Origin of the sequence: Flavobacterium sp., from assembly GCF_046073885.1 — a bacterium.
GTDB lineage: Bacteria > Bacteroidota > Bacteroidia > Flavobacteriales > Flavobacteriaceae > Flavobacterium.
In genome coordinates this window covers 1-21,820 of sequence record NZ_JBJTND010000077.1, presented here as the reverse complement: position 1 = coordinate 21,820, position 21,820 = coordinate 1, and the positions used below count along the sequence as shown (strand labels likewise).

The window sequence follows — 21,820 nt, the reverse complement described above, 5'->3', positions numbered from 1 at the left end:
CAGGAAACTACTGATGCTGCCTATACCAAAGCTACTAATTTTGAAATGGAAGCTAATGGTAAAGATTTCGCTGTAGTAGCGAAAGCAGCTAAATTGACAGTTAATCCGGCGGTAAAGGCAAAACCAATGGACGAAGAGTTTGGCAGCGTAGGAAATCAAAGACAAATTATCAAATGGGCTTACACCGATGGAACTAACGTAGGTGATGTAAAACGTTTCGAAATTGTTAACGTTGGAAATGTAATTGCTCGTTTGAAAAAAATTAATGAAAAAGGATTAATGACTGTAGAAGATGCTAAACCATCTGTAGAAGGCATTATCAAAAACAAAAAGAAAGCTGAAAAAATCATTGCTAAAATGAAAGGTAGCTCTTTAGAAGCTATTGCTAAAGCAAATGCTACTACTGTTCAAAATGCGCCAGCTGCATCTGTAGAAAATTCAGTTTTAGCAAATGTTGGTGCTGAGCCTAAAGTTATTGGTGCAGCTTTTGGAACTCCGGCGAATAAAGTATCTGCTCCGGTAGAAGGAAATTCAGGAGTATATGTGGTAAAAACTAAAGCAGTTACTAAAGCGCCTAAATTGCCTAAGTACGATGATTATGTCGCTAAAATAAAAGCTGCTAATGCTCAAGCTGCAGGAAGAGTTTTCCCAGCAATGAAAAATGATGCAGAAATTGAAGATAATAGATTAGAATTTTATTAGTAGATAAAGGTTAATTTAAACTAAAATATTCTTTTAGATACCCCAAAAAAGTGCACTCTTTTTTGGGGTATTTTTATTTGATTACTGCCTGTGATTCCCAATTCGTTGTCAATTTTTCTTACCTTAGCTGAAAAATTGTCAGTTTTATGCTGTTGGCATAATTTCTGAATAATAGAAATCAATCTTAATAATTTTAATAACTAAAAAATAGTAATTATGGCACTAAACATTAAACCACTTTCAGATCGTGTAATTGTGGAACCAGCAGCAGCCGAAACTCAAACTGCTTCCGGAATTATTATTCCTGATACTGCAAAAGAAAAGCCTCAAAAAGGGACTGTTCTTGCAGTTGGAAACGGTAAAAAAGACGAGCCAATGACCGTTAAGATTGGCGATACCGTTCTTTATAGTAAATATGCTGGAACCGAATTAAAATTAGATGGTAAAGATTATCTTATCATGAGAGAAGATGATATTCTCGCAATTATTTAAAAGTACGAGGTACAAAATTTAATTTAATACGTATTACGATTTTTAATAATTAAAAAAATATAACAAAATGGCAAAAGATATAAAATTTGATATTGAAGCACGCGATGGATTAAAACGCGGAGTTGATGCATTAGCAAATGCAGTAAAAGTAACATTAGGTCCTAAAGGTAGAAATGTAATTATTGGAAAATCATTCGGAGGCCCAAATGTTACTAAAGATGGTGTTACTGTTGCAAAAGAAATTGAATTAAAAGACCCATTAGAAAACATGGGTGCTCAAATGGTTAAAGAGGTAGCATCTAAAACTAATGATTTGGCTGGTGACGGAACTACAACTGCAACGGTATTAGCACAAGCAATTGTTAAAGAAGGATTGAAAAACGTAGCTGCAGGAGCAAATCCAATGGATTTAAAACGTGGTATTGATAAAGCCGTTGAAACCATCGTTGCAGAATTAGGTAAGCAAGCTCAAGTGGTTGGTAGCGATTCTGAAAAAATTAAACAAATTGCATCTATTTCAGCTAATAATGATGAAGTGATTGGGGAATTAATTGCCACCGCTTTTGGTAAAGTTGGTAAAGAAGGAGTTATCACTGTTGAAGAAGCTAAAGGTACAGATACTTATGTAGATGTTGTAGAAGGAATGCAATTTGACCGTGGTTATTTATCACCTTATTTTGTTACCAATCCAGAAAAAATGAATGTAGAATTAGACAATCCTTACATTCTTTTATACGATAAAAAAGTATCTTCTCTTAAAGAATTATTACCAGTATTAGAGCCAGTGGCACAATCGGGAAAACCATTATTAATTATTGCTGAAGATGTTGATGGAGAAGCATTATCTACTTTAGTAGTAAATAAATTAAGAGGTGCTCTAAAAATTGCTGCCGTGAAAGCGCCAGGATTTGGAGATAGAAGAAAAGCAATGTTGGAAGATATTGCAATCTTAACAGGTGGTACTGTAATTTCTGAAGAAAGTGGATATACATTAGAAAATGCTACTTTAGAAATGCTGGGAACTGCAGAAAAAATCACTATAGATAAGGACAACTCTACAATTGTAAATGGAGCAGGAAATGCTGATTTAATTAAAAATAGAGTGAATCAAATTAAAGGTCAGATGGAAACTACAACCTCTGATTATGATAAAGAAAAATTACAAGAGCGTTTGGCTAAATTAGCTGGAGGTGTTGCAGTACTTTATGTTTGTGCAGCATCGGAAGTTGAAATGAAAGAGAAAAAAGACCGTGTAGATGATGCGTTACATGCAACTCGTGCAGCGGTTGAAAAAGGAATTGTTGCAGGTGGAGGAGTAGCACTATTAAGAGCTAAGTCTTCCTTAACTTCAATTAAAGCGGATAATGCTGATGAAGCAACCGGAATTCAAATTGTTTTACGCGCGGTTGAAGCACCTTTAAGAACTATTGTTGAAAATGCTGGTTTAGAAGGTTCTGTAGTAGTTGCAAAAGTATCAGAAGGGAAAGATAACTTTGGTTACAATGCAAAAACAGACGAGTATGTAGACATGCTAAAAGCTGGAATTATCGATCCTAAAAAAGTAACTCGTGTGGCGTTAGAGAATGCAGCATCTGTTTCGGGGATGATTCTTACAACCGAGTGTGCTTTAGTAGAAATTAAAGAAGAAAGTGCTGGTGGAGCGATGCCTATGGGCGGAGGAATGCCAGGAATGATGTAATAATTATCATCAAACATAAAAAAAACCGCTTCAATCGAAGCGGTTTTTTTATTATTCAATATGTGCTTTCTTTTTAAATATCTTCCAAAGAACGGGCACCGTAGTAACAGCAATGATTCCAATTACAATGAATTCAATATAGTGTTTTAAATCGATACCTAGATTATTTTTACAGAACTCGTATAAATAATGACCTGAAAAAACTATCGTGAAAGACCATAATATAGAGCCAAGAATATTATAAAACATAAAACGTTTTTTGTCCATTTCTACAATTCCGGCAACTACTGGTGCAAATGTTCTTACTATAGGTAAAAATCGTGCAAATACCACCGCTTTACTTCCATGTTTATCAAAAAACTCTTTAGATTGATACAAGTATTTCTTTTTAAAGAATATATTGTCTTCCTTTTTAAATAAATAACTACCTGATTTAGCTCCAAACCAATATCCTGTAATGTTGCCCGAAATCCCCATTAAGGAAATAAATGCGGCCAATAAAGTAACATTTAAAAATTCACTGCCTAAAGAAATTTTTTCCATTAACAATTCACTGTAGATACCACATAAAAACAGCAAACTATCTCCCGGTAAGAAAAATCCAATTAATAACCCGGTTTCAGCAAACACTATAGCCAAAACCACATACAAGCCTATAGCAATTCCGCTTACTTCAAGTTTGATGTAAAATTCAGGATTAAATAGTTGTTTCCAATCAAAATGTGTCATAATTGATTTTGGTGTTATGATTTTTACCGAAATGCTTTACTATCTCGGGTGTGAAAGTAAATATAATTACGCTTTCCCGCAATTTATTAATTAGTTATTTTCGTTCGTATTGGCAGCATCCATGCAAATTTGAATATTCTTCATCGGTTGCTTTTACATCATCAGTATCATGGCCAACTTTAGCCACTGCTTTTTTTACATCCAAAAGAGTTGTTTTTTCTTCGTTTAATATCAAATTCAATTGGTGTGTGTCAACATTCCAAATAGCATATTTTACTCCCGAAACAGAGAAGGCTGCCTTTTCAATTCTTTTTTTGCACAATTCACAATTTCCGTTTACCTCAATGGTGTATTTGGCATTTTTATTTTTTTGTTCTTGCGCTTTCGCCGAAATTGTTACCATTAGTAACAATATTCCAAATAGAATATTTTTCATTTTAGTAGTGATTATTAAATTTTTATTTAATTATTATTTATAGCGTAATTTATATTATTTTAAATCGTAATCCGGCATAATACATGGCTCCAAAAATAGGTGCAAATATAATTGAAGCGTCAAAAGTTGGACCAAAAGGGTTGCTTGCGCCCAAAATAGCTTTATCTTGACGGTAATTGCCAATATTCTCTCCGCCTATATACATTTCAAATGTGCTAGAAAATGTTCTTGTAATTTGAGCATTCATCACGGTAAATGCGCCAGCTAAATCAGGTAATCTATCGGCAATTGCATTAGTTGATGTAGTTGGTAATTGTTGAGATCCCAGCCAATTCAAGGTGTAATCAAATTTCCACTGCTTTCCTTTTTCTTTAATATGTGTTGCATATTCTAAATTACCAAAGAAACGATGTTTGGCTTGCAATGGTCTTTGAAAACTTCCAGATAGATAATCGGTAGAAATATCATAGTATTTATAGGCCGTTCTAATATTTAGATGTTTTATTAACTCAATGTTGAAATCGATTTGCAAACTATTAGCAAATGACTTTCCTATTAAATTATAAATTAAAACTTGTTGTGAACTTTGCATGACATCTACAACGGCTTGATTTTGAAAATCGGTACGATAAAAATCAATTGTGGCATCTGCTGTTTTACCGAAAAGTTTGAAATTTTGTGTAAAACTAAAACCGTAATTCCAAGCAATTTCCGGATTCAATCCATAAATTTTCCCATTGGTATCCAATATCGAAAAGGTTCTAGAGCTTGCAAACAAATTCTGATTTTCTGCAAAAATATTGGCTGCTCGTTTTCCTCTTCCAGCAGAAAATCGAAGAACTCCGTTCTCCCATGGATTGTATCTAAGATGAAGCCTCGGAGTAAAAAATACGCCCAATCGATTGTGATAATCCAATCTTCCGCCAAGGATAAAACTAAATTTATCATTGTTGTCATAGGTATACTCAAAGAAGCTTCCAACCGAATTATCGGTTCTTCCTACATCGTTTTGATTCACAAATTCGGCATATTTATCATAAGTAAAATTCAAACCTGCAGCAAACTTGTGCATGGTGTTATTAATAATCGAATTGAAAATTAAGTTCGAATAATAACTTTGCTGCTTAATAGCATATTGATTCAAACCAAAATAAGAGTCCTGATTGTGATTGCTAAAGGCATTTTGAAATCCAATACTTTGGTAAGGCATATCTTTAAATACATACCCCACTTTTGAACTAAAATCGAATCGGTTAGTATTAATTTCAGATCCCCAATAATTGGTTGTGAGTTTGTCTCGGTTATTATCAAATTCCAATTGACCTGTTTGTTTTTCGTCTTTCATATATCTGAAATTGATAAACGATACCCAACCGGTTTCTGGATTGGAATACTGCCAACGGTTAACCATATTGATTTGCTTTCCTAATGGATTGTCTAAAAATCCATCGTTGTTCATGTCGTTTTTGGCAACGCGAGTATTTCCGTGAATATAAAAACTGGTAGCCCATTTATCGGAAACTTTTTTGTTAAAATGGGTATTCAATTCATATCTAGAATCGGTGGCGCCATAAGCATTCAAGAAAAACGGAATATCTTTCATGGGTTTAATCAACTCAGTGTTGATTTGTCCCGAAATACTTTCGAAACCATTTACAACACTTCCGGCACCCTTTGTAATTTGGATACTTTCTACCCAAGTTCCTGGTGTAAATGATAATCCGTAGGCTTGGGAAGCACCTCGAACAGAAGGAATGTTTTCTTCTGTAATCATAAGATAAGGCGAAGTCAATCCAAGCATTTTAATTTGCTTCGTGCCTGTTAATGCATCTGCAAAATTCACATCAATAGACGGATTTGTTTCAAAACTTTCAGCTAAATTACAGCAAGCCGCTTTAAGCAATTCTTTACTGCTTACCATATATGTATTAGATGTGGTGGTAAGCGATTTTCGTATTCCCTTTTTTTCGCCTTCTATTTTAACGTCTTCCAATTTTTTTTGGGAAAAACTCAAAATAGAAACGAATAACAATAGGAATAATGTTATTTTTTTCATGATTTAGATGATACTAGTTATAAAATGTTTCAAACAATTATAAGCAGTATAATCAGGAATAAAAGGTATATTGGCTGTACAAGAGGTAGAGCGGCGGTGCATTTGCATCGCAATAATAAGAGGATGATTCTTTTGGTTGGAAATATAATTCATCTGAATAATTTCCAGTTTTCCATTCGTTAGATACCAATTCGTATTCGGCATCTATAGAAATGGTTTTTACATGAACTTGTGCCGACTTTTCGGTGGATTTAATAATTTTGTTTTTACAACATTTAGAACTTTTTTCAACCACACCACAACAATCCTCTTCAACTTCATGAGAGTTGGTTGCTGTATTTAAAGTAACTGATGCAATTTCGTCGTCACAATAATGCACATTAAAAGACAATCCCATATTGGAGGCCAATAGGAAAAGCACTAAAAACAGATTAATGTATCTTTTAAATTTCATGTTGCAAAGTTAATTAAATCCAAAATACTTGATTTAAATATTTGTTAAAAGATTACAATTCAAATTCTTGTCCCATTAATGGAATCAAACAATCCCAGCCGTATTTTTCATTAATTTTAATTCGAAGTTCATCTGCCGGGGCATTTTCTCCGTGCACGATAAAGATTTTTTTGGGTTTATTTTCAATTTCTGAAAGCCAATTCAATAAATCATTTTGGTCTCCATGCGCCGATAAACCTTCAATTTCAACGACAGTTGCTTTTACATCATAATATTTTCCTCTAATTTTAATGTCTTTGGCTCCTTCCAATAGTTTTCTGCCACGGGTGCCCTCGGCTTGATATCCTACAATAATTATTGTAGTTTCAGGCAAACTAATATAGCGTTCCAAATAACTTAATACTCTACCACCAGTTATCATTCCGCTTGCGGCAATAACAACTTTTGGATTTTTATTAAAGATATAATTGATGGTGTCTTGGTAGTTGGAAACCATATTAAACATTGCACACATCCCTTCACATTCAGAATCGGAGAGCTTGTGCCACTTTTTATTATTTCGAAATATTTCCAAGACGCTAATTCCCATTGGAGTGTCAATGATGTAAGGGATATCCGGAATACGATCTTCTACTTTTAATTGCCATAGCAAATACATTAGCGTTTGTGCACGTTCCACTGCAAAACTCGGAATGATGATAGTCCCCCCTTTGGAATAGGCATTATTTACATAGGTTTCCAAAAGCAGTTTTACCTCTTCTTTTGGGTGGATTCGGTTCCCGTAGGTACTTTCTATAAATACATATTCGGCATTTTTGGGTTTGGTTGGTGGATACATTAGAACATCGTTATCCCTGCCAATATCTCCCGAAAAAACTAAAGTTTTACCTTCTAAAGTTAAAGCTAACGTACAAGCGCCTAGTATGTGACCAGCATTTGTGAAAACAGCCGAAATTTCTGCATCCAAATTGATGCTTTCATTTTCATTCACCACTCTAAAATGCGGAAATACTTCTTCTGCTTGGGCAACTGTATATAGAGGTTCTGCTTTTTCATGTTTGGAATAGTTGCCTTCGTTGGCATGATTAGCTTCTTCTTCCTGAATTTTTGCACTATCCAAAAGAATTAGTTTGGCAATATCTTTTGTCGGACTTGTGCAAAATATCTTACCGTCAAACCCTTGATTTACCAATCTTGGAAGCCATCCGCAATGATCCAAATGCCCATGGGTGAGCAATACATAATCAATAGATGATGGCAAAACAGGAAGTGGTTCCCAGTTAAGCTCTCGCAAAGGTTTGATGCCTTGAAATTGTCCGCAATCAATTAAAATTCGAACTCCGTTGCTTTCAATTATTGTTTTGGATCCGGTTACGGTTCCTGCTCCGCCAAAAAATTTAACTTTCATGATTTAAGTATTTACATAGTTCGGTAACTTCTTTTAGAACATTTTTAATTCTGTTTGGGGATAAGCCTATGCGTTCTAAACTTTCAATATTATTAATCAACTCACTAGCTAGGATGATATCCATTACAAGTAATTTGTCTTTTTCAGCAAGTGTTAAGGTGGTAAGGCAGGTTACTGGATAGAGTTTATTGGAGTCTATTTTATGTCTTAAATTTCCTTTTTTTGGATAATCCCAACTGAGCATATTCAATTGCGAACAAATTCCAAAAGCAATGGCATCACTGCTAAATCGGTTATTAGTCACAATCCAGCAGTTAGAAATTTTATCGGTATTGGTGAAAATAGTTTGTTTTCGATCTTTCAAATCATTGAAACGCGAAAGAATGTACATCGGAATTTTCACATCGGTAATAACATCTCTGCTAGCATGAAATTTGCATTCGATTATTGAAATAACATCGTCTTTTTTTAATGCCACATCAATTTCATGCGAAACACATTTACCTTCAAGTGTCATGTTGGTAATGGTTTTATAACCTTCCAAAGTGAATAGGCGGGCAACATATTTTTCAAAATAAAAACCAGCCGGACCCAGCATTTGAATGGCAGCTCGAAGATTGTATTGCGCCGCATGTGAATTGGATTCTTTTTTCAACAGTCCAAATGCCAATTTGTAGATTTGTTTTGTTGTAATTCCATTGTAAATCTGACTCTGAATAGTGACCAATATTCGATCTACTACCAATGGTGTTGCCCCCGATTTTAATAACGATTTTTTAAGTTTCTCGGGTTCAAAATCTACGACCGATCCAGAAAATTTAACTACTTTCATATTGTGCGTATTTATCTCTAATAAAGATACGCAATAAAAGAGCTACTTGTTTTTTTTCTGGTAATAAAATGCAGGAATAAACAGAATTAATAAAACAGGTTGGATGATGAATCTTCTAATGTAAAACAGATTCATTTTGTTGGTTTCTCCAAATTTTAATAAAATGAAAAAGAAAGTCACCATAAGAATTATCCCAAAAACAGAATAAAGAAAAATTGAAAATTTAACCACTTTGGTATCGTTAAAAATCAATTTTAATATCCCAATTGAAATGATGGAGTTTAAGTAAAATCGGAAACCCAAGCTAAAAAATAACCGAATCACATTCAGTTTTGGCAAGGGCATTTGCATGTAATTTCTTTTGAAATAAGCCAGCAACGGATCGTAAAAAAGGGTGTTTTCAAAAGCTCTAATAGCAACTAGTAAAGCCAATAGAATTAGTATATAGAATACGGTCGTTTTATTTTGCAGCAGGTTTTTCAGCATAAAAAGAGTATTTGTTAACCCAAATTACCCAAAGTAAAAATACCACTCCGTAAATAACTAAAGGGAATATCAGATCATGAAAAAGCGAATCGTATTTGGGGAATTTATCTAAAGCCACACACAGCAAAGCAATCCGTGTTACATTCATAACATGAATGAGGACGCTTCCGCAAATAATATACAGGACGGTGGGCTTGAGTTTTCCGGTAAACGCAATGATAAAACTTACAAAAAGAATTATGATGCTTAGTGCGTTGCAGCCTTCAATAATGCGTGCGGCCCATTTGCCTTTATAATACAATTTTACGCTGGCTTCTTTAAAATTGCTTTCAGTGTAAGAATTAGTGTCAAAAATTGAAAGTACTTTTTGCGATTGTTGGGCAACCACTTTAGTAAAACCATCGACTTCCATTTTGGCTACATCAAATTGATTTAAATAACTTTGATATATAAAAGTCAACACCAAATAGCTTGCGGCAAATTTGGCAAGAAATAATAGAAACGGTTTAAATTGAATGAGGTATTCTTTCAAAATTGAATTTTAACAAATTTTAGGTAAAAGTAAGAAATTGCAATGGTTACTTTTGTAAAAAATAATAAAAGATGGATTTTGAAGTATTAAAACCTAAAGTAGCTCAGATATTGGGTCAAGAGGAGATGGATAGAGATTTAAAATTGAAAAATTTATGTCAGTTTTTGTCCGATTCGGTTTCCTATTATAATTGGGTTGGATTTTATTTTGCCAATCATGAAACTAAAACCTTGCATTTAGGATCGTATGTTGGGGCAGAAACCGATCATACGGTTATTCCGTTTGGAAAAGGAATTTGTGGCCAAGTGGCCGAATCGAATGCCAATTTTGTCGTTCCCGATGTATCTGCGCAAGACAATTATATTGCTTGTAGCTTCACCGTGAAATCGGAAATCGTGGTTCCTTTATTTGTAAACGGAGTGAATATTGGACAAATAGATATCGATTCTCATGTGATTGATCCATTTACCGAAAACGACGAACGATTTTTAGAATATGTAAATCAGGAGGTTGCAAAATTGTTTTAATTAGGTTGGAAGTTGGGTGTAGCAAGTAAAAAACACGCAACAAACCATTTAATTTCCTTGTATCTTCAAAAATAAAGTGTACATTTGCACCCGAATAGAGAAAATCTTTATTCATACATAATAATCATTTAAATAATATTGGAATGTATTTAACTAAAGAAACAAAAGCTGAAATCTTCGCTAAACACGGAGGAAAAGCAGAGAACACAGGTTCTACAGAAGGGCAAATCGCTCTTTTCACATTTAGAATTTCACACTTAACAGAGCACTTGAAAAAAAATCGTCACGATTACAACACAGAGCGTTCGTTAGTACTTTTAGTAGGTAAAAGAAGAAGTCTTTTAGATTACTTAAAGAAAAAAGATATCAATAGATATCGTGAGATTATTAAAGAATTAGGTATTAGAAAATAATACATATATAAAGAGGTGCCTGCGCGCCTCTTTTTGTTTTTAAAATAAATAAGAAAGTTTCGGTTTTTCATTGGGTTATCACAACTACTACAACAACACAACTAACCTAATTGTATTAACGAATTAAATTTTTATGATTCCAAAAGTAACCCAAGAAACAATCGATTTAGGTGATGGAAGAGCTATCACAATCGAAACAGGTAAATTAGCAAAACAAGCAGATGGTTCTGTTGTTGTAAGATGCGGTGATTGTATGCTTTTAGCTACAGCTGTATCAGCAAGAACATCAAATCCAGGTGTTGACTTTTTACCATTAACGGTAGATTACCGTGAAAAATTTGCAGCTGCAGGAAGATTTCCTGGAGGATTTTTCAAAAGAGAAGCACGTCCAAGTGACAGCGAAGTATTAACCATGCGTCTTGTAGACCGTGTATTGCGTCCGCTTTTTCCAGATGATTATCACGCAGAAACCCAAGTAATGATTCAGTTAATGTCTCACGACGAAAATGTAATGCCAGATGCTTTAGCAGGTCTTGCAGCATCAGCAGCATTAGCAGTATCAGACATTCCTTTTTATAACTTAATTTCTGAAGTTCGTGTAGCACGAATTGACGGAAAATTAGTAATCAACCCAAGCAGAGCAGAATTAGAAAATTCGGACATCGATATGATGATCGGAGCTTCTTTAGATTCGGTTGCGATGGTTGAAGGAGAGATGAAAGAAATTTCGGAAGCAGAAATGGTAGAGGCTATCAAATTTGCTCACGAAGCGATCAAAACTCAAATTTTAGCTCAACAACGTCTTCGCGAAGCAGTTGGTTCTCCAGCTTACAGAACTTATGAAGGTGAAGTAGAAGACGAAGCAGTTTACAAAAGAGTAAAAGCAGCGGCTTACGATAAATGTTATGCAATTGCTCAAGAAGCTTCAGGAAAAAGTGAAAGAAGCGAAAAATTTGCTGCAGTGAAAGACGAATGCAAAGCTTTATTTACTGAAGAAGAATATGCTGAAAATGCAGATTTAGCTGGATTAGTAGGTAAGTATTTTTACAAAACCAATAAAGAAGCGGTTCGTAATGTAATTCTTGAAAAAGGGTTGCGTCTTGACGGAAGAAAAACAACCGAAATCAGACCAATTTGGTGTGAAACAGATTACCTTCCATCAGTTCACGGATCTTCATTGTTTACTCGTGGTGAAACTCAAGCTTTAGCTACAGTAACTTTAGGAACTTCAAGAGAAGCAAATCAAATTGATTCGCCTTCAGAACAAGGAGAAGAAAAATTCTACTTACACTATAATTTCCCACCATTTTCTACAGGAGAAGCTAAACCTTTAAGAGGAACTTCAAGAAGAGAAGTTGGACACGGAAACTTAGCACAACGTGCTTTAAAAAATATGATTCCTACAGATTGTCCTTACACAATTCGTATCGTTTCAGAAGTATTAGAATCTAATGGTTCTTCTTCTATGGCAACGGTTTGTGCTGGAACAATGGCGTTAATGGATGCTGGAGTTCAAATGGTAAAACCAGTTTCTGGTATTGCTATGGGATTAATCACAGACGGAGAAAAATTTGCGGTATTATCTGATATCTTAGGAGATGAAGATCACTTAGGAGATATGGATTTTAAAGTAACCGGAACAAAAGACGGAATTACTGCTTGCCAAATGGATATCAAAATCGAAGGATTGCGTTATGACATTATGGAACAAGCATTAGGTCAGGCACGTGATGGAAGAATGCACATTTTAGGTAAACTTACCGAAACTATTGCTACTCCAAGAGCAGATGTTAAAAAACATGCTCCAAAAATCATCATGAGAACTATTCCTGGAAACTTTATTGGTGCCTTAATTGGTCCTGGTGGAAAAGTAATTCAAGAATTACAAAAAGCAACTGGAACTACCATTGTAATCAACGAAGTGGATGAGCAAGGTGTAGTTGAAATCCTTGGAACTGATCCAGACGGAATTGCAACAGTATTGGCTAAAATTGATTCGATTATATTCAAGCCAGTTGTAGGTGAAGCCTATGAAGTGAAAGTAATTAAAATGCTTGATTTTGGTGCTGTAGTAGAATATACTGCTGCTCCAGGAAATGAAGTGTTACTTCATGTATCTGAATTGGCTTGGGAGCGTACAGAAAATGTTACCGATGTTGTAAACATGGGTGATGTGTTTATGGTGAAATACTTAGGTATTGATCCTAAAACAAGAAAAGAAAAAGTGTCTAAAAAAGCACTTGTACCAAGACCTCCAAGAGAAGAAAATAAAGCTCCAAAAGCAGAATAATTACTTCTTATATAAATAAAAAAGCCCCAACAACTGTTGGGGCTTTTTTTATAACATAATCTTTTACGATTTAATTCCTTTTTTTAATTTCGAATTCAACTCTTTTTTTGCAGCCGTTGGTTGTAAATCATCTAAAACATGAATGGCTTCCTCAATGTAAATGTCTTTCGCCAAACTCTCATGCCATCTGTTTCTTTTTTCTTTTAAGGTGGCATCCGTTGCAATTTGCGCTTCTTCATAAGGCAACGACTTAAATTTTAAGTTGTTGTTGTAATCTTCAATTGACTTAAATTTTTTATTGCTTTCTTCCAATTGCTTTTGCTCTTGTTTGAATTTATCAATTTGCAAGCTGTATACATCTTCTTTACTGCGCTCCTCACGCCACTTTGCACTTTCGTCAATTAATTTCATTTGCGGATTGGCTTCCAATCGTTTTTTGCTGTTGGCAATGGCTAAGTCTAAATTAAGTTGCTTGTTCCAAAGTGAATAATCGGCAGCATCAATTTTATCCCAAGGCATGGCATTATCTTCATCGCGTTCACCCATTTTTAAATAAGCATAACTATCCGGCATTACGATGTCGCTTTTTACACCTTCTAGTTGCGTTGAACCACCATTAATTCTGTAGAATTTTTGTGTAGTGGTTTTAAGCGCTCCCAAATCGCCAAAGGTACTTCCTCGAACAAATTGGTTCAGGTCGATTACATTTTGAACCGTTCCTTTTCCATAAGTTTGTTTGCTTCCTATAATCACGGCGCGTTTGTAATCTTGCATTGCTGCTGCTAATATCTCCGAAGCCGAAGCTGAAAATTCATTAGTCATGATTACAAGAGGGCCATCCCATTCTACTTTTGGATCTTTGTCATAAAGCACTTCTTTTTTTCCAGCAGCCGATTTAATTTGAACAATCGGACCTTTTTCAATAAATAATCCTCCAATATCAACTACCGTTTTTAAAGAGCCACCGCCATTGTCTCGCACATCCATAACAATACCTTTTACGCCAGCATTTTTCAATCGCTCTACTTCAATCGCAATATCTTTTCCGGCATCTCGGCTGTCTTTATTTTCAAAATCAATATAAAATTTAGGCAGGTAGATGATTCCGTATTTCAATCCATTTTTTTCAACAATACTCGATTTAGCATAGGTTTCTTCAATTTCAACTTCATCTCTAATAATTGAAATTACTTTAATAGAACCATCTTGCTTTTTTACCGTCAATCGAACTTCGGTTCCCTTAGGTCCCTTAATTTTTTTAACCACATCGTCTATTCGCATGCCCACAACATCCACAGGTTCATTATCTCCTTGGGCTACTTTTAATACCAAGTCACCCGCTTCAAGTTCTTTTTGTTTCCATGCTGGCCCACCAGATATTAACTCGGTGATTTCGGTATAATCGCTTTTCTTTTGTAATCTGGCGCCAATTCCTTCAAGCTTTCCACTCATGCTCACATCAAATTTCTCTTTTTCATCTGCAGGAAAATACGCCGTATGCGGATCAAAGCGCGTAGCAATAATATTTAAGAAGATTCCAAACCAGTCTTCTTTATCCAAATCTTTAATGAAAGTAAAAGTATCGTCCAAAGATTTTTCGGCACTTACTCTAGTTTGTTTTTCCATTTCTTCATATGTTTTTGGAGTAATGGTGTCTTTTTTGGCAAGGCTTTCAATGAATTTGGCTTCGGCTTCTTTATTTAAATTAGCGCCTTGTTTTTTTCTGTAATCGGCTAATTTTTCTTCGGGAGTTTTATTTTTGTTTTTAATAAGTTCCTCCTGAATTTTTTGTTTTTCAACTAATGAAGCAAGGGTAGTAAGCTTAATTTGTTTTCTCCAACGTTCTTTCAGTTCTTCCACAGAAGTGCAATATGGTGCCTTTTCATAATCGGTATTGATGGTTTCGTTTATCGAATAATCAATAGGATTTTTTAAAGCCGATTTATAATAGTCTTTACTTTCCTCCATTCGTTGTAACAATCGGTTGTAGGTTAAATTGAAGAAAGAAAGGTCTTATTTTTTATTTGATCATCAATTTCCAATTCATATTTAGAAAATTCATCCATATCCGATTGTAAAAAGAATCTTTTTGAAGGATCTAAAGCCTCAAAATAATCTTTATAAACCCCTTTAGAAAAAGTATCATCTATGGCAGCCGGATTGTAATGTCCTTTTTCAATAACATAGGTTAATAATTCTAGTAAAAGTTTGTCTTTTTCTGGATCATTACTTGTTTTTGGAATAAAACTCCAAAGGCCAATAGAAAGCGCTAGTACTAGTACTATGATTTTATAATGTCTTTTCATAAATTGAATAATTGTATTCATTAATTTTTTTGGACTAATTTACACAAAAAAATAGGCCATAAAAGTAGGGAGGCGTATAAATTTTTGTTAAAACCAGCCATTAATTTCAAAGTTCTTAAAATTGTAATAGAATAAGACTCAAATTAATTACTTTTGTTACACACAAAAAGCACGAAAAATGCCAAAAACACCTTTAATATTAGTTACCAATGACGACGGAATTTCGGCTCCTGGAATTAGAGCTTTAATAGCCGTAATGCAAGAGTTAGGAAATGTTGTAGTGGTAGCTCCAGATAGTCCGCAAAGTGCTATGGGGCATGCTATAACTATTAATAATACCCTGCATTTGAATAAAATATCAGGTGCAACGGCTGCAGTAACAGAATATAGTTGCTCAGGCACTCCCGCCGATTGTGTGAAAATGGCGGTGAATGAAATCTTAAAACAAAAACCAGATCTTTGTGTTTCGGGTGTTAATCATGGTTCGAACTCTTCAATAAATGTGATTTATTCGGGTACAATGAGTGCGGCTGTAGAAGCCGGAATTGAAGGAATTCCTGCAATTGGTTTCTCGTTATTGGATTATAACTGGGATGCCGATTTTGAGTCGATTAAACCCTTTATTAAAAAGATTGCTACTCAAGTATTAAATAATGGTTTGCCGGAAGGCACAATATTGAACGTTAATTTTCCAAAATTAAAAACAGACGAAATAAAAGGAATTAAAATTTGCCGTCAGGCAAAAGCCATTTGGGAGGAAAAATTTGATAAACGCGTTACCCCTTTTGGAAAAGAATATTATTGGTTAACGGGAGAATTTATAAATCTAGATAAAGGTACCGATACTGATGAATGGGCTTTGGCGAACGATTATATTTCTATTGTTCCGGTGCAGTTTGATTTAACGGCACACCATGCTATTCAAACATTAAATACTTGGGAGTTTTAATACTAATTGCCGCATTGTTTATTAATTAATTTCTGAAATAATCAAGAAATGAAATATTACATCATAGCTGGAGAAGCATCGGGAGATTTACACGGATCCAATTTAATGAAGGCACTTTACAAAGAAGATCCTTCGGCAGAAATTCGGTTTTGGGGTGGAGATTTGATGCAACAAGCAGGCGGAACCTTGGTAAAACACTATAGGGAATTGGCTTTTATGGGATTTGCTGAGGTGCTTCTGAATTTAAAAACCATTTTCAGAAATATTAAATTTTGCAAATCGGATATTGAAAATTTTCAACCTGATGTACTTATTTACATTGATTATCCTGGGTTTAATATGCGTATTGCCAAATGGGCAAAAACAAAGGGATACAAAAACCATTATTATATTTCTCCACAAATATGGGCTTGGAAAGAAAACAGAATTAAAGATATCAAAAGAGATATCGATAAATTGTATGTCATTCTTCCGTTTGAAAAAGATTTTTACGAAAAGAAACATCATTATACAGTAGATTTTGTTGGGCATCCACTTATTGATGCCATTCACAATAGAGTAACACTAGACGAGGCCACTTTTAGAAAGCAAAACCAATTGGACGATAGACCAATAATTGCTATTTTACCTGGAAGTCGCCAACAAGAAATTTCCAAAATGCTCACCTTAATGTTAAGCGTGGTGAATGATTTCCCAGAAAATCAATTTGTTATTGCTGGAGCGCCCAGCCAGGAATATTCATTTTACGAACCATTTATTACTGGAAAAAACATAAAGTTCATTTCTAATGAAACTTATAATTTATTGGGCCATGCCCATGCGGCTTTAGTAACTTCGGGAACAGCCACTTTAGAAACGGCACTTTTTAAAGTTCCAGAAGTGGTTTGTTATAAAGGGAGTTGGTTGTCTTACCAAATTGCCAAGCGAATAATTACGCTAAAATACATTTCCCTTGTAAATTTAATTATGGATGAGGAAGTGGTAACCGAATTAATTCAAGAGGATTGCAATTCTACTCGAATAAAGTCGGAATTAACTAAAATTTTAGACCCGAATTACCGTAAAAACCTACTAGAAAAATACGCCCAGTTGGAAGAAAAACTAGGCGGAGTGGGAGCGAGTGCTGCAACTGCCCATCATATTGTTTCTTCGATATCTTAACCCATTAGCTCAAGTTGTAACCTAAGTTACATTCAGTGAATTAATTACGGATACATTTGTATTAGATTATTAATTTAAATTCACTGAAGATGAAAAAAAATATGGGTGGCGTTGATAAATTTTTACGCTTAATTATAGCAGCAATTATTATTGCATTGTATTTGTTAGGAAAAATTTCAGGAACTTTAGGAATCGTTTTGCTAGTGGTAGCCGTAGTTTTGTTAATTGTGAGTTTGGTAGGCTCTTGTCCGTTGTACCTCCCATTCGGAATTAGTACTTTACCTAAAGAAAAGAAATAATTTTCATTAGCAACTCGAATTTTTGTAGTATCTTTTAGTAATGAGGATATTACAATTTCCATTAATTAAAATAACAGCCTGTTTTGTACTTGGGTTACTCTTGGCCCATTTTGCAAAACCGGCTTTTTTATTCTCATTAATTGCACTGGTTTCAAGTTTGTTGTTATTGCTGGGAATCTATTTTTATTCAAAATCAAAATTAATTCCGAATGCTACTTTTGGTATTGCTGTCTTTTTTGTTTCTTTTTTTATAGGAATTTTCACCTTAGTTTCTCAGGATACCACCCGAAATAAAAACCATTACATCCACTTTATTTCAAAGGAGAGTAAGAACTATTTGGCTGTAGTTATTATAAAAGAAAAGCTTAAAAATTCAGCCGTTTCGTATCGATATGTTGCCCAAGTTATTTCCCTTAACGGAAAAGAAACAAACGGTAAAATCCTATTGAATATTAAAAGCACAACCACTTTGCCCAATCTTGATATTGGAACGATTCTTCAAGTACAAGGTGCTTTTTATAAGAACAAACCGCCTAATAATCCGAATCAATTTGATTATGCCAATTATTTAGAAAACCAACATATTTATGGCCAATTTCATACCAATTCAAATCAAGTTAAAGTAGGTTCTATTAAAGAGAAAAATTTGTTTTATTATGCAAGTTTAATTCGAAATCGAATCATTCGAAATCTAGAAAAAAATCATTTTCATAAAACCGAATTAAGTGTTGTAGTGGCGCTAATTTTAGGTCAGCAACAAGACATTTCACCCGAAATTGTTCGCGATTATCAATATGCGGGAGCTGTTCATGTATTGTCGGTTTCGGGATTACATGTTGGGTTTATTTTATTTTTTATTACGTTTCTTTTAAAACCAATTCCAAATAGTAGGAGAGGTGCTTTAGTAAAATTAATCACCGTGATTATATTTTTATGGGCATTCGGATTATTGGCTGGTTTTGCCCCTTCAGTAGTGCGTTCAGTTACCATGTTTTCATTTGTTGCAATCGGAATGTACCTAAGAAGAAGCGTAAATATTTACAACACTTTGGCCATTTCAGCCTTACTTATTTTATTATTTCAACCTTCTTTTTTAATGGATGTTGGTTTTCAATTGAGTTATGTGGCACTTTTTTTTATTGTTTGGTTACAGCCTTTGTTGGCTTCTATTTGGATGCCAAAAAATAAAATAGTTCAGTTTTTTTGGGATATAATAACGGTTTCCTTTGCAGCTCAAATAGGGACTTTCCCTATGAGTATTTATTATTTCCATCAATTTCCAGGATTGTTTTTTATAACCAATTTGGTAATCCTTCCAGGCATGTCACTTATTTTAGGGCTAGGAGTTATAGTGTTATTTCTAGCTGCTTTCGATCTAATTTGGATGCCGTTGTTAAAGGCTTTAGAATGGAGTATTTGGATTCTAAATAAAGTGATTGCATGGGTTGCTTCTTTTGAAGGATTTGTATTTAAAGACCTTCCTCTTTCTTTAGTGACGATGTGGGCAATGTATTTGCTTATTTTTTCTTTAATAATATGGATAAAAAAACCAAGTTTCAAAAAACTAGTAGTTGTATTATTAGCTTTAATTTCATTGCAAATTACAGCTTTAACTTTAAAATATTTTTGCCAAACCAATCAAGAATTGATTGTATATAATTGTAGGAAAGCTACTTTAATTACCGAACGATTTGGAGACCAGATCAGTGTTTTTTCTTCTATTGATTTGAATAAAAATAAATCGTCAAACTTGACTTTGAATTCCTATTTAGTTGGAAATTCTTGTCGAATTAAAAATTCAAAATCGCTGCCAAAGGTGCTCTATTTTAAAAATAAAAAAATACTCATTTTTAATAAGGATGGGAACTATTTTTTAGTAGAATCTCCCGATATTTTACTCTTGGTACATAATCCCAAGATTAACTTGGATCGTGTTATACAAGACTGCAAGCCAAAGCTAATAATTGCGGATGGCTCTAATAGTAAATTTAATGGGAGACTTTGGAAAGCTACCTGTGAAAAAGAAAAAATCCCTTTTCACAATACTGTTGAAAAGGGATTTTATAAATTATGATTTTTTCGATTTCTTAGCTTTTGCAGGTTTTGGATCTGCGACATAGTTCTTAAGAATTTCGTTTGCACTCTTAATCCAAACCGTTGGTCCACCAGATAGATAGCCGGTACTTCCCAATTGCTCTAAGTTGATTTTGCCGTCTTCTTTAAGTTGCGGTTTTACAAACCAAACTGTAGGAAAACCTTGTACTTTAAACATTTGTTGCAATTGGTTGTTTTGAGATTTTAATGCATCCGATTGTGGTGTTCTTCTTGGGAAATCTAAATCTACTAATATCGCATGGTCTTTTGCCCAAGCTGTAAATTCAGGAGTTTTGAAAACTTCATTTTGCAATTTCATACACCAACCACACCAATCACTACCTGTAAAAAACAAAAATAATGGTTTTTGTTCTTGTCTGGAAGCTTCAATCGCTTCATTGATTTCGCTATACCATTTTTGTCCTTCTTGCGCTTTAACCGAAATTGTTGTTACAAATAATAGCGCTATTAAAATTATCTTTTTCATATTTATTCAGTGTTTTTCAATGCCGAAAGTACTAAAATTATTTTACATCCTGCATTAATTTTTTAATAAATGGCGAAATAGCGATTAGAATAATTCCTGCAATTAAAGCATAAAGTCCTAATTGTTTATAGCCGTCCGCATATACAATAAGTTTGGCGGCATTAGAAGATTTTTCGGATGCTTCTGCAATATTTGCTCCTAAAATACCAGCAAAATATTGTCCGTAGGAACTTGCTAAAAACCACATTCCCATTATTACGGCTTGGGTTTTCTTTGGCGATAGTTTTGTCATTGCAGACATCCCAATTGGCGATAAACATAATTCTCCAAAAGTGATAATAAACCATCCAAATGTAAATATCCCTAAAGAGGTTTTACCATCGGCACCAGCAAAAAATTTAGTGTAGTAAAATACCCAAAATCCTCCAGCAAGAAACAAGAAGGCAATTCCAAATTTAATTACTGTGTTGGGTTCAATTTTTCGTTTTCCCATCCAAAGCCAAACTAAGCCAACTAAAGCTGCAAAACCGATTACGAAAAAGGAGTTGGCCGAGTTGTTAATTCCATTCGGACTCAATTCAATACCTGCAATTGTATTATTTAAATTGTTAGCAGCAAATAAACTCAAAGAACCACCACTTTGCTCAAAAAATGCCCAAAAGACTATTGAAAACAACATAAAAACTACAGCTGCAACTAATTTTTTATTTTCTGAAATGCTAAAACCGCGCATTTCATATAATAAATAAAGAATTGAAACAGGTCCAATAAATATCATAAACCATTTGGTATATTCAGTGTTTTCTACCATCAATATAATTAACGGAATAATTATTAAAGACCCAATAAAAGTGGATAGTTCCGCTAGTTTTCTTTTTGATTTTTCAATCGTTTCTAGAGGAGAAAGGCCTATTGGGCCAAGGCTTTTTTGTGTTTGGGTAAAAGTTAGTAAACTAATAATCATCACTACTGCTGCAAACCCAAAGCCTACATTCCATCTTAGGTGTTCCGGAACTAAGGATTGCCAAAGCGAACCTTCTGCAACCGCAATACAAATGTATCCACCAATTAAAGCCCCAAGATTTACCCCCATGTAAAAGAAAGAAAAACCAGCGTCGGTGCGGCTGTCACCCTCTTTATATAATTGACCAACCATAGAGGAAATGTTAGGTTTGAAAAAACCTGTTCCTACAATGGTAAATCCGATACCAATAAAAAAGTAATTTACGGGATCAATGGCTAAAATAATGCTTCCAATTATCATTAAGATCCCTCCCCAAAACAGTGATTTTCTTAATCCAAGTATTTTATCTGCAAATAAGCCTCCAATAAACGTAAAGGCATAAACCCACGCCTGAGTAGCTCCATATTGAAGGTTGGCAACTGTTTCATCCATTTTAAGATGGCTCACCATAAATACCACAAGCATGCCACGCATTCCATAGAAACAAAAACGTTCCCACATTTC

19 protein-coding genes and 2 pseudogenes are annotated in these 21,820 nt (G+C 34.3%); 10 read left to right on the top strand and 11 right to left on the bottom strand.

All coding sequences use genetic code 11. The annotated features are described in order from the left end of the window. The 3 genes and pseudogenes from ACKOWY_RS10245 to groL all read left to right on the top strand — a co-directional run. A pseudogene (locus tag ACKOWY_RS10245) lies at positions 1–702 on the top strand (peptidylprolyl isomerase); the annotation flags it as partial. 216 nt (positions 703–918) lie between these two features. Continuing rightward, positions 919–1,194 carry a co-chaperone GroES gene (gene groES, locus ACKOWY_RS10240; protein WP_408941343.1) on the top strand — a complete coding sequence of 92 codons (276 nt, stop codon included), beginning with the start codon at positions 919–921 and terminating at the stop codon, positions 1,192–1,194. A gap of 67 nt (positions 1,195–1,261) precedes the next feature. Then, positions 1,262–2,893 carry a chaperonin GroEL gene (gene groL, locus ACKOWY_RS10235; protein ID WP_408941342.1) on the top strand — a complete coding sequence of 544 codons (1,632 nt, stop codon included), beginning with the start codon at positions 1,262–1,264 and terminating at the stop codon, positions 2,891–2,893. A gap of 51 nt (positions 2,894–2,944) precedes the next feature. Here groL and ACKOWY_RS10230 read toward each other — a convergent pair whose 3' ends face one another. The 8 genes from ACKOWY_RS10230 to xrtF form a co-directional block, all read right to left on the bottom strand. Next, complete coding sequence (locus ACKOWY_RS10230) at positions 2,945–3,622, bottom strand: DedA family protein (RefSeq protein WP_408941341.1); 678 nt, start codon at positions 3,620–3,622, stop codon at positions 2,945–2,947. A gap of 94 nt (positions 3,623–3,716) precedes the next feature. After that, positions 3,717–4,058 carry a heavy-metal-associated domain-containing protein gene (locus ACKOWY_RS10225; protein ID WP_408941340.1) on the bottom strand — a complete coding sequence of 114 codons (342 nt, stop codon included), beginning with the start codon at positions 4,056–4,058 and terminating at the stop codon, positions 3,717–3,719. 49 nt (positions 4,059–4,107) lie between these two features. Then, positions 4,108–6,117: a TonB-dependent receptor plug domain-containing protein gene (locus tag ACKOWY_RS10220; RefSeq protein ID WP_408941344.1), complete on the bottom strand. Its 2,010-nt coding sequence runs from the start codon at positions 6,115–6,117 to the stop codon at positions 4,108–4,110. Positions 6,118–6,166: 49 nt separating this feature from the next. Continuing rightward, the gene (locus ACKOWY_RS10215) at positions 6,167–6,568 is read right to left on the bottom strand and encodes an HYC_CC_PP family protein (protein WP_408941339.1); all 402 of its coding nucleotides are present in this window, start codon (positions 6,566–6,568) and stop codon (positions 6,167–6,169) included. Between the two features lie 52 nt (positions 6,569–6,620). After that, positions 6,621–7,976 carry an MBL fold metallo-hydrolase RNA specificity domain-containing protein gene (locus tag ACKOWY_RS10210; RefSeq protein WP_408941338.1) on the bottom strand — a complete coding sequence of 452 codons (1,356 nt, stop codon included), beginning with the start codon at positions 7,974–7,976 and terminating at the stop codon, positions 6,621–6,623. Then, on the bottom strand, positions 7,966–8,808 hold the full coding sequence (locus tag ACKOWY_RS10205; RefSeq protein ID WP_408941337.1) for a hypothetical protein: 843 nt from the start codon (positions 8,806–8,808) through the stop codon (positions 7,966–7,968). Before ACKOWY_RS10205 ends, ACKOWY_RS10210 begins: the two co-directional genes overlap by 11 nt. A 42-nt stretch (positions 8,809–8,850) precedes the next feature. Then, on the bottom strand, positions 8,851–9,294 hold the full coding sequence (locus ACKOWY_RS10200) for an exosortase F system-associated membrane protein (RefSeq protein ID WP_408941336.1): 444 nt from the start codon (positions 9,292–9,294) through the stop codon (positions 8,851–8,853). Then, entirely contained in the window at positions 9,269–9,826 is a 558-nt protein-coding gene (gene xrtF, locus ACKOWY_RS10195; RefSeq protein ID WP_408941335.1) for an exosortase family protein XrtF, read from the bottom strand. Before xrtF ends, ACKOWY_RS10200 begins: the two co-directional genes overlap by 26 nt. A gap of 71 nt (positions 9,827–9,897) precedes the next feature. Here xrtF and ACKOWY_RS10190 point away from each other — a divergent pair, with 71 nt between their 5' ends. The 3 genes from ACKOWY_RS10190 (at position 9,898) to ACKOWY_RS10180 (ending at position 13,056) form a co-directional block, all read left to right on the top strand. Continuing rightward, the gene (locus tag ACKOWY_RS10190; protein ID WP_408941334.1) at positions 9,898–10,353 is read left to right on the top strand and encodes a GAF domain-containing protein; all 456 of its coding nucleotides are present in this window, start codon (positions 9,898–9,900) and stop codon (positions 10,351–10,353) included. A 143-nt stretch (positions 10,354–10,496) separates the two neighbouring features. Further along, on the top strand, positions 10,497–10,766 hold the full coding sequence (gene rpsO, locus ACKOWY_RS10185) for a 30S ribosomal protein S15 (RefSeq protein WP_353083717.1): 270 nt from the start codon (positions 10,497–10,499) through the stop codon (positions 10,764–10,766). Positions 10,767–10,899: 133 nt separating this feature from the next. Then, the gene (locus tag ACKOWY_RS10180) at positions 10,900–13,056 is read left to right on the top strand and encodes a polyribonucleotide nucleotidyltransferase (RefSeq protein WP_408941333.1); all 2,157 of its coding nucleotides are present in this window, start codon (positions 10,900–10,902) and stop codon (positions 13,054–13,056) included. 63 nt (positions 13,057–13,119) lie between these two features. On the opposite strand, the pseudogene ACKOWY_RS10175 reads toward ACKOWY_RS10180, so the two are convergent. Beyond that, a pseudogene (locus ACKOWY_RS10175) lies at positions 13,120–15,383 on the bottom strand (carboxy terminal-processing peptidase). 157 nt (positions 15,384–15,540) lie between these two features. Between ACKOWY_RS10175 and surE the strand changes: the two are divergent. From surE to ACKOWY_RS10155, 4 genes are all read left to right on the top strand, one after another. Beyond that, positions 15,541–16,311 carry a 5'/3'-nucleotidase SurE gene (gene surE / locus ACKOWY_RS10170; RefSeq protein WP_408941332.1) on the top strand — a complete coding sequence of 257 codons (771 nt, stop codon included), beginning with the start codon at positions 15,541–15,543 and terminating at the stop codon, positions 16,309–16,311. 48 nt (positions 16,312–16,359) lie between these two features. Next, the gene (gene lpxB, locus ACKOWY_RS10165; protein WP_408941331.1) at positions 16,360–17,472 is read left to right on the top strand and encodes a lipid-A-disaccharide synthase; all 1,113 of its coding nucleotides are present in this window, start codon (positions 16,360–16,362) and stop codon (positions 17,470–17,472) included. Positions 17,473–17,561: 89 nt separating this feature from the next. Then, positions 17,562–17,771 (top strand): YgaP-like transmembrane domain, encoded by a 210-nt coding sequence (locus tag ACKOWY_RS10160; RefSeq protein ID WP_408941330.1) that lies wholly within the window; start codon positions 17,562–17,564, stop codon positions 17,769–17,771. A 40-nt stretch (positions 17,772–17,811) separates the two neighbouring features. Then, a complete protein-coding gene (locus ACKOWY_RS10155) occupies positions 17,812–19,845 on the top strand; it encodes a ComEC/Rec2 family competence protein (protein WP_408941329.1) in 2,034 nt (677 codons plus the stop codon). On the opposite strand, the gene ACKOWY_RS10150 is transcribed toward ACKOWY_RS10155, so the two are convergent. Both ACKOWY_RS10150 and ACKOWY_RS10145 read right to left on the bottom strand, forming a co-directional pair. Continuing rightward, positions 19,840–20,352: a thioredoxin family protein gene (locus tag ACKOWY_RS10150; protein WP_408941328.1), complete on the bottom strand. Its 513-nt coding sequence runs from the start codon at positions 20,350–20,352 to the stop codon at positions 19,840–19,842. The genes ACKOWY_RS10155 and ACKOWY_RS10150 overlap by 6 nt on opposite strands. Positions 20,353–20,389: 37 nt before the next feature. Continuing rightward, positions 20,390–21,820: peptide MFS transporter (locus ACKOWY_RS10145; protein ID WP_408941327.1), on the bottom strand; the 1,431-nt coding region annotated here is incomplete at its 5' end.

Bases quoted from the DNA above. Each gene is read 5' to 3' on its own strand.
- groES (WP_408941343.1), top strand. From the start codon at position 919: ATGGCACTAAACATTAAACCACTTTCAGATCGTGTAATTGTGGAACCA.
- groL (WP_408941342.1), top strand. From the start codon at position 1,262: ATGGCAAAAGATATAAAATTTGATATTGAAGCACGCGATGGATTAAAA.
- ACKOWY_RS10230 (WP_408941341.1), bottom strand. From the start codon at position 3,622: ATGACACATTTTGATTGGAAACAACTATTTAATCCTGAATTTTACATC.
- ACKOWY_RS10225 (WP_408941340.1), bottom strand. From the start codon at position 4,058: ATGAAAAATATTCTATTTGGAATATTGTTACTAATGGTAACAATTTCG.
- ACKOWY_RS10215 (WP_408941339.1), bottom strand. From the start codon at position 6,568: ATGAAATTTAAAAGATACATTAATCTGTTTTTAGTGCTTTTCCTATTG.
- ACKOWY_RS10210 (WP_408941338.1), bottom strand. From the start codon at position 7,976: ATGAAAGTTAAATTTTTTGGCGGAGCAGGAACCGTAACCGGATCCAAA.
- ACKOWY_RS10205 (WP_408941337.1), bottom strand. From the start codon at position 8,808: ATGAAAGTAGTTAAATTTTCTGGATCGGTCGTAGATTTTGAACCCGAG.
- ACKOWY_RS10200 (WP_408941336.1), bottom strand. From the start codon at position 9,294: ATGCTGAAAAACCTGCTGCAAAATAAAACGACCGTATTCTATATACTA.
- ACKOWY_RS10190 (WP_408941334.1), top strand. From the start codon at position 9,898: ATGGATTTTGAAGTATTAAAACCTAAAGTAGCTCAGATATTGGGTCAA.
- rpsO (WP_353083717.1), top strand. From the start codon at position 10,497: ATGTATTTAACTAAAGAAACAAAAGCTGAAATCTTCGCTAAACACGGA.
- ACKOWY_RS10180 (WP_408941333.1), top strand. From the start codon at position 10,900: ATGATTCCAAAAGTAACCCAAGAAACAATCGATTTAGGTGATGGAAGA.
- surE (WP_408941332.1), top strand. From the start codon at position 15,541: ATGCCAAAAACACCTTTAATATTAGTTACCAATGACGACGGAATTTCG.
- lpxB (WP_408941331.1), top strand. From the start codon at position 16,360: ATGAAATATTACATCATAGCTGGAGAAGCATCGGGAGATTTACACGGA.
- ACKOWY_RS10160 (WP_408941330.1), top strand. From the start codon at position 17,562: ATGAAAAAAAATATGGGTGGCGTTGATAAATTTTTACGCTTAATTATA.
- ACKOWY_RS10155 (WP_408941329.1), top strand. From the start codon at position 17,812: ATGAGGATATTACAATTTCCATTAATTAAAATAACAGCCTGTTTTGTA.
- ACKOWY_RS10150 (WP_408941328.1), bottom strand. From the start codon at position 20,352: ATGAAAAAGATAATTTTAATAGCGCTATTATTTGTAACAACAATTTCG.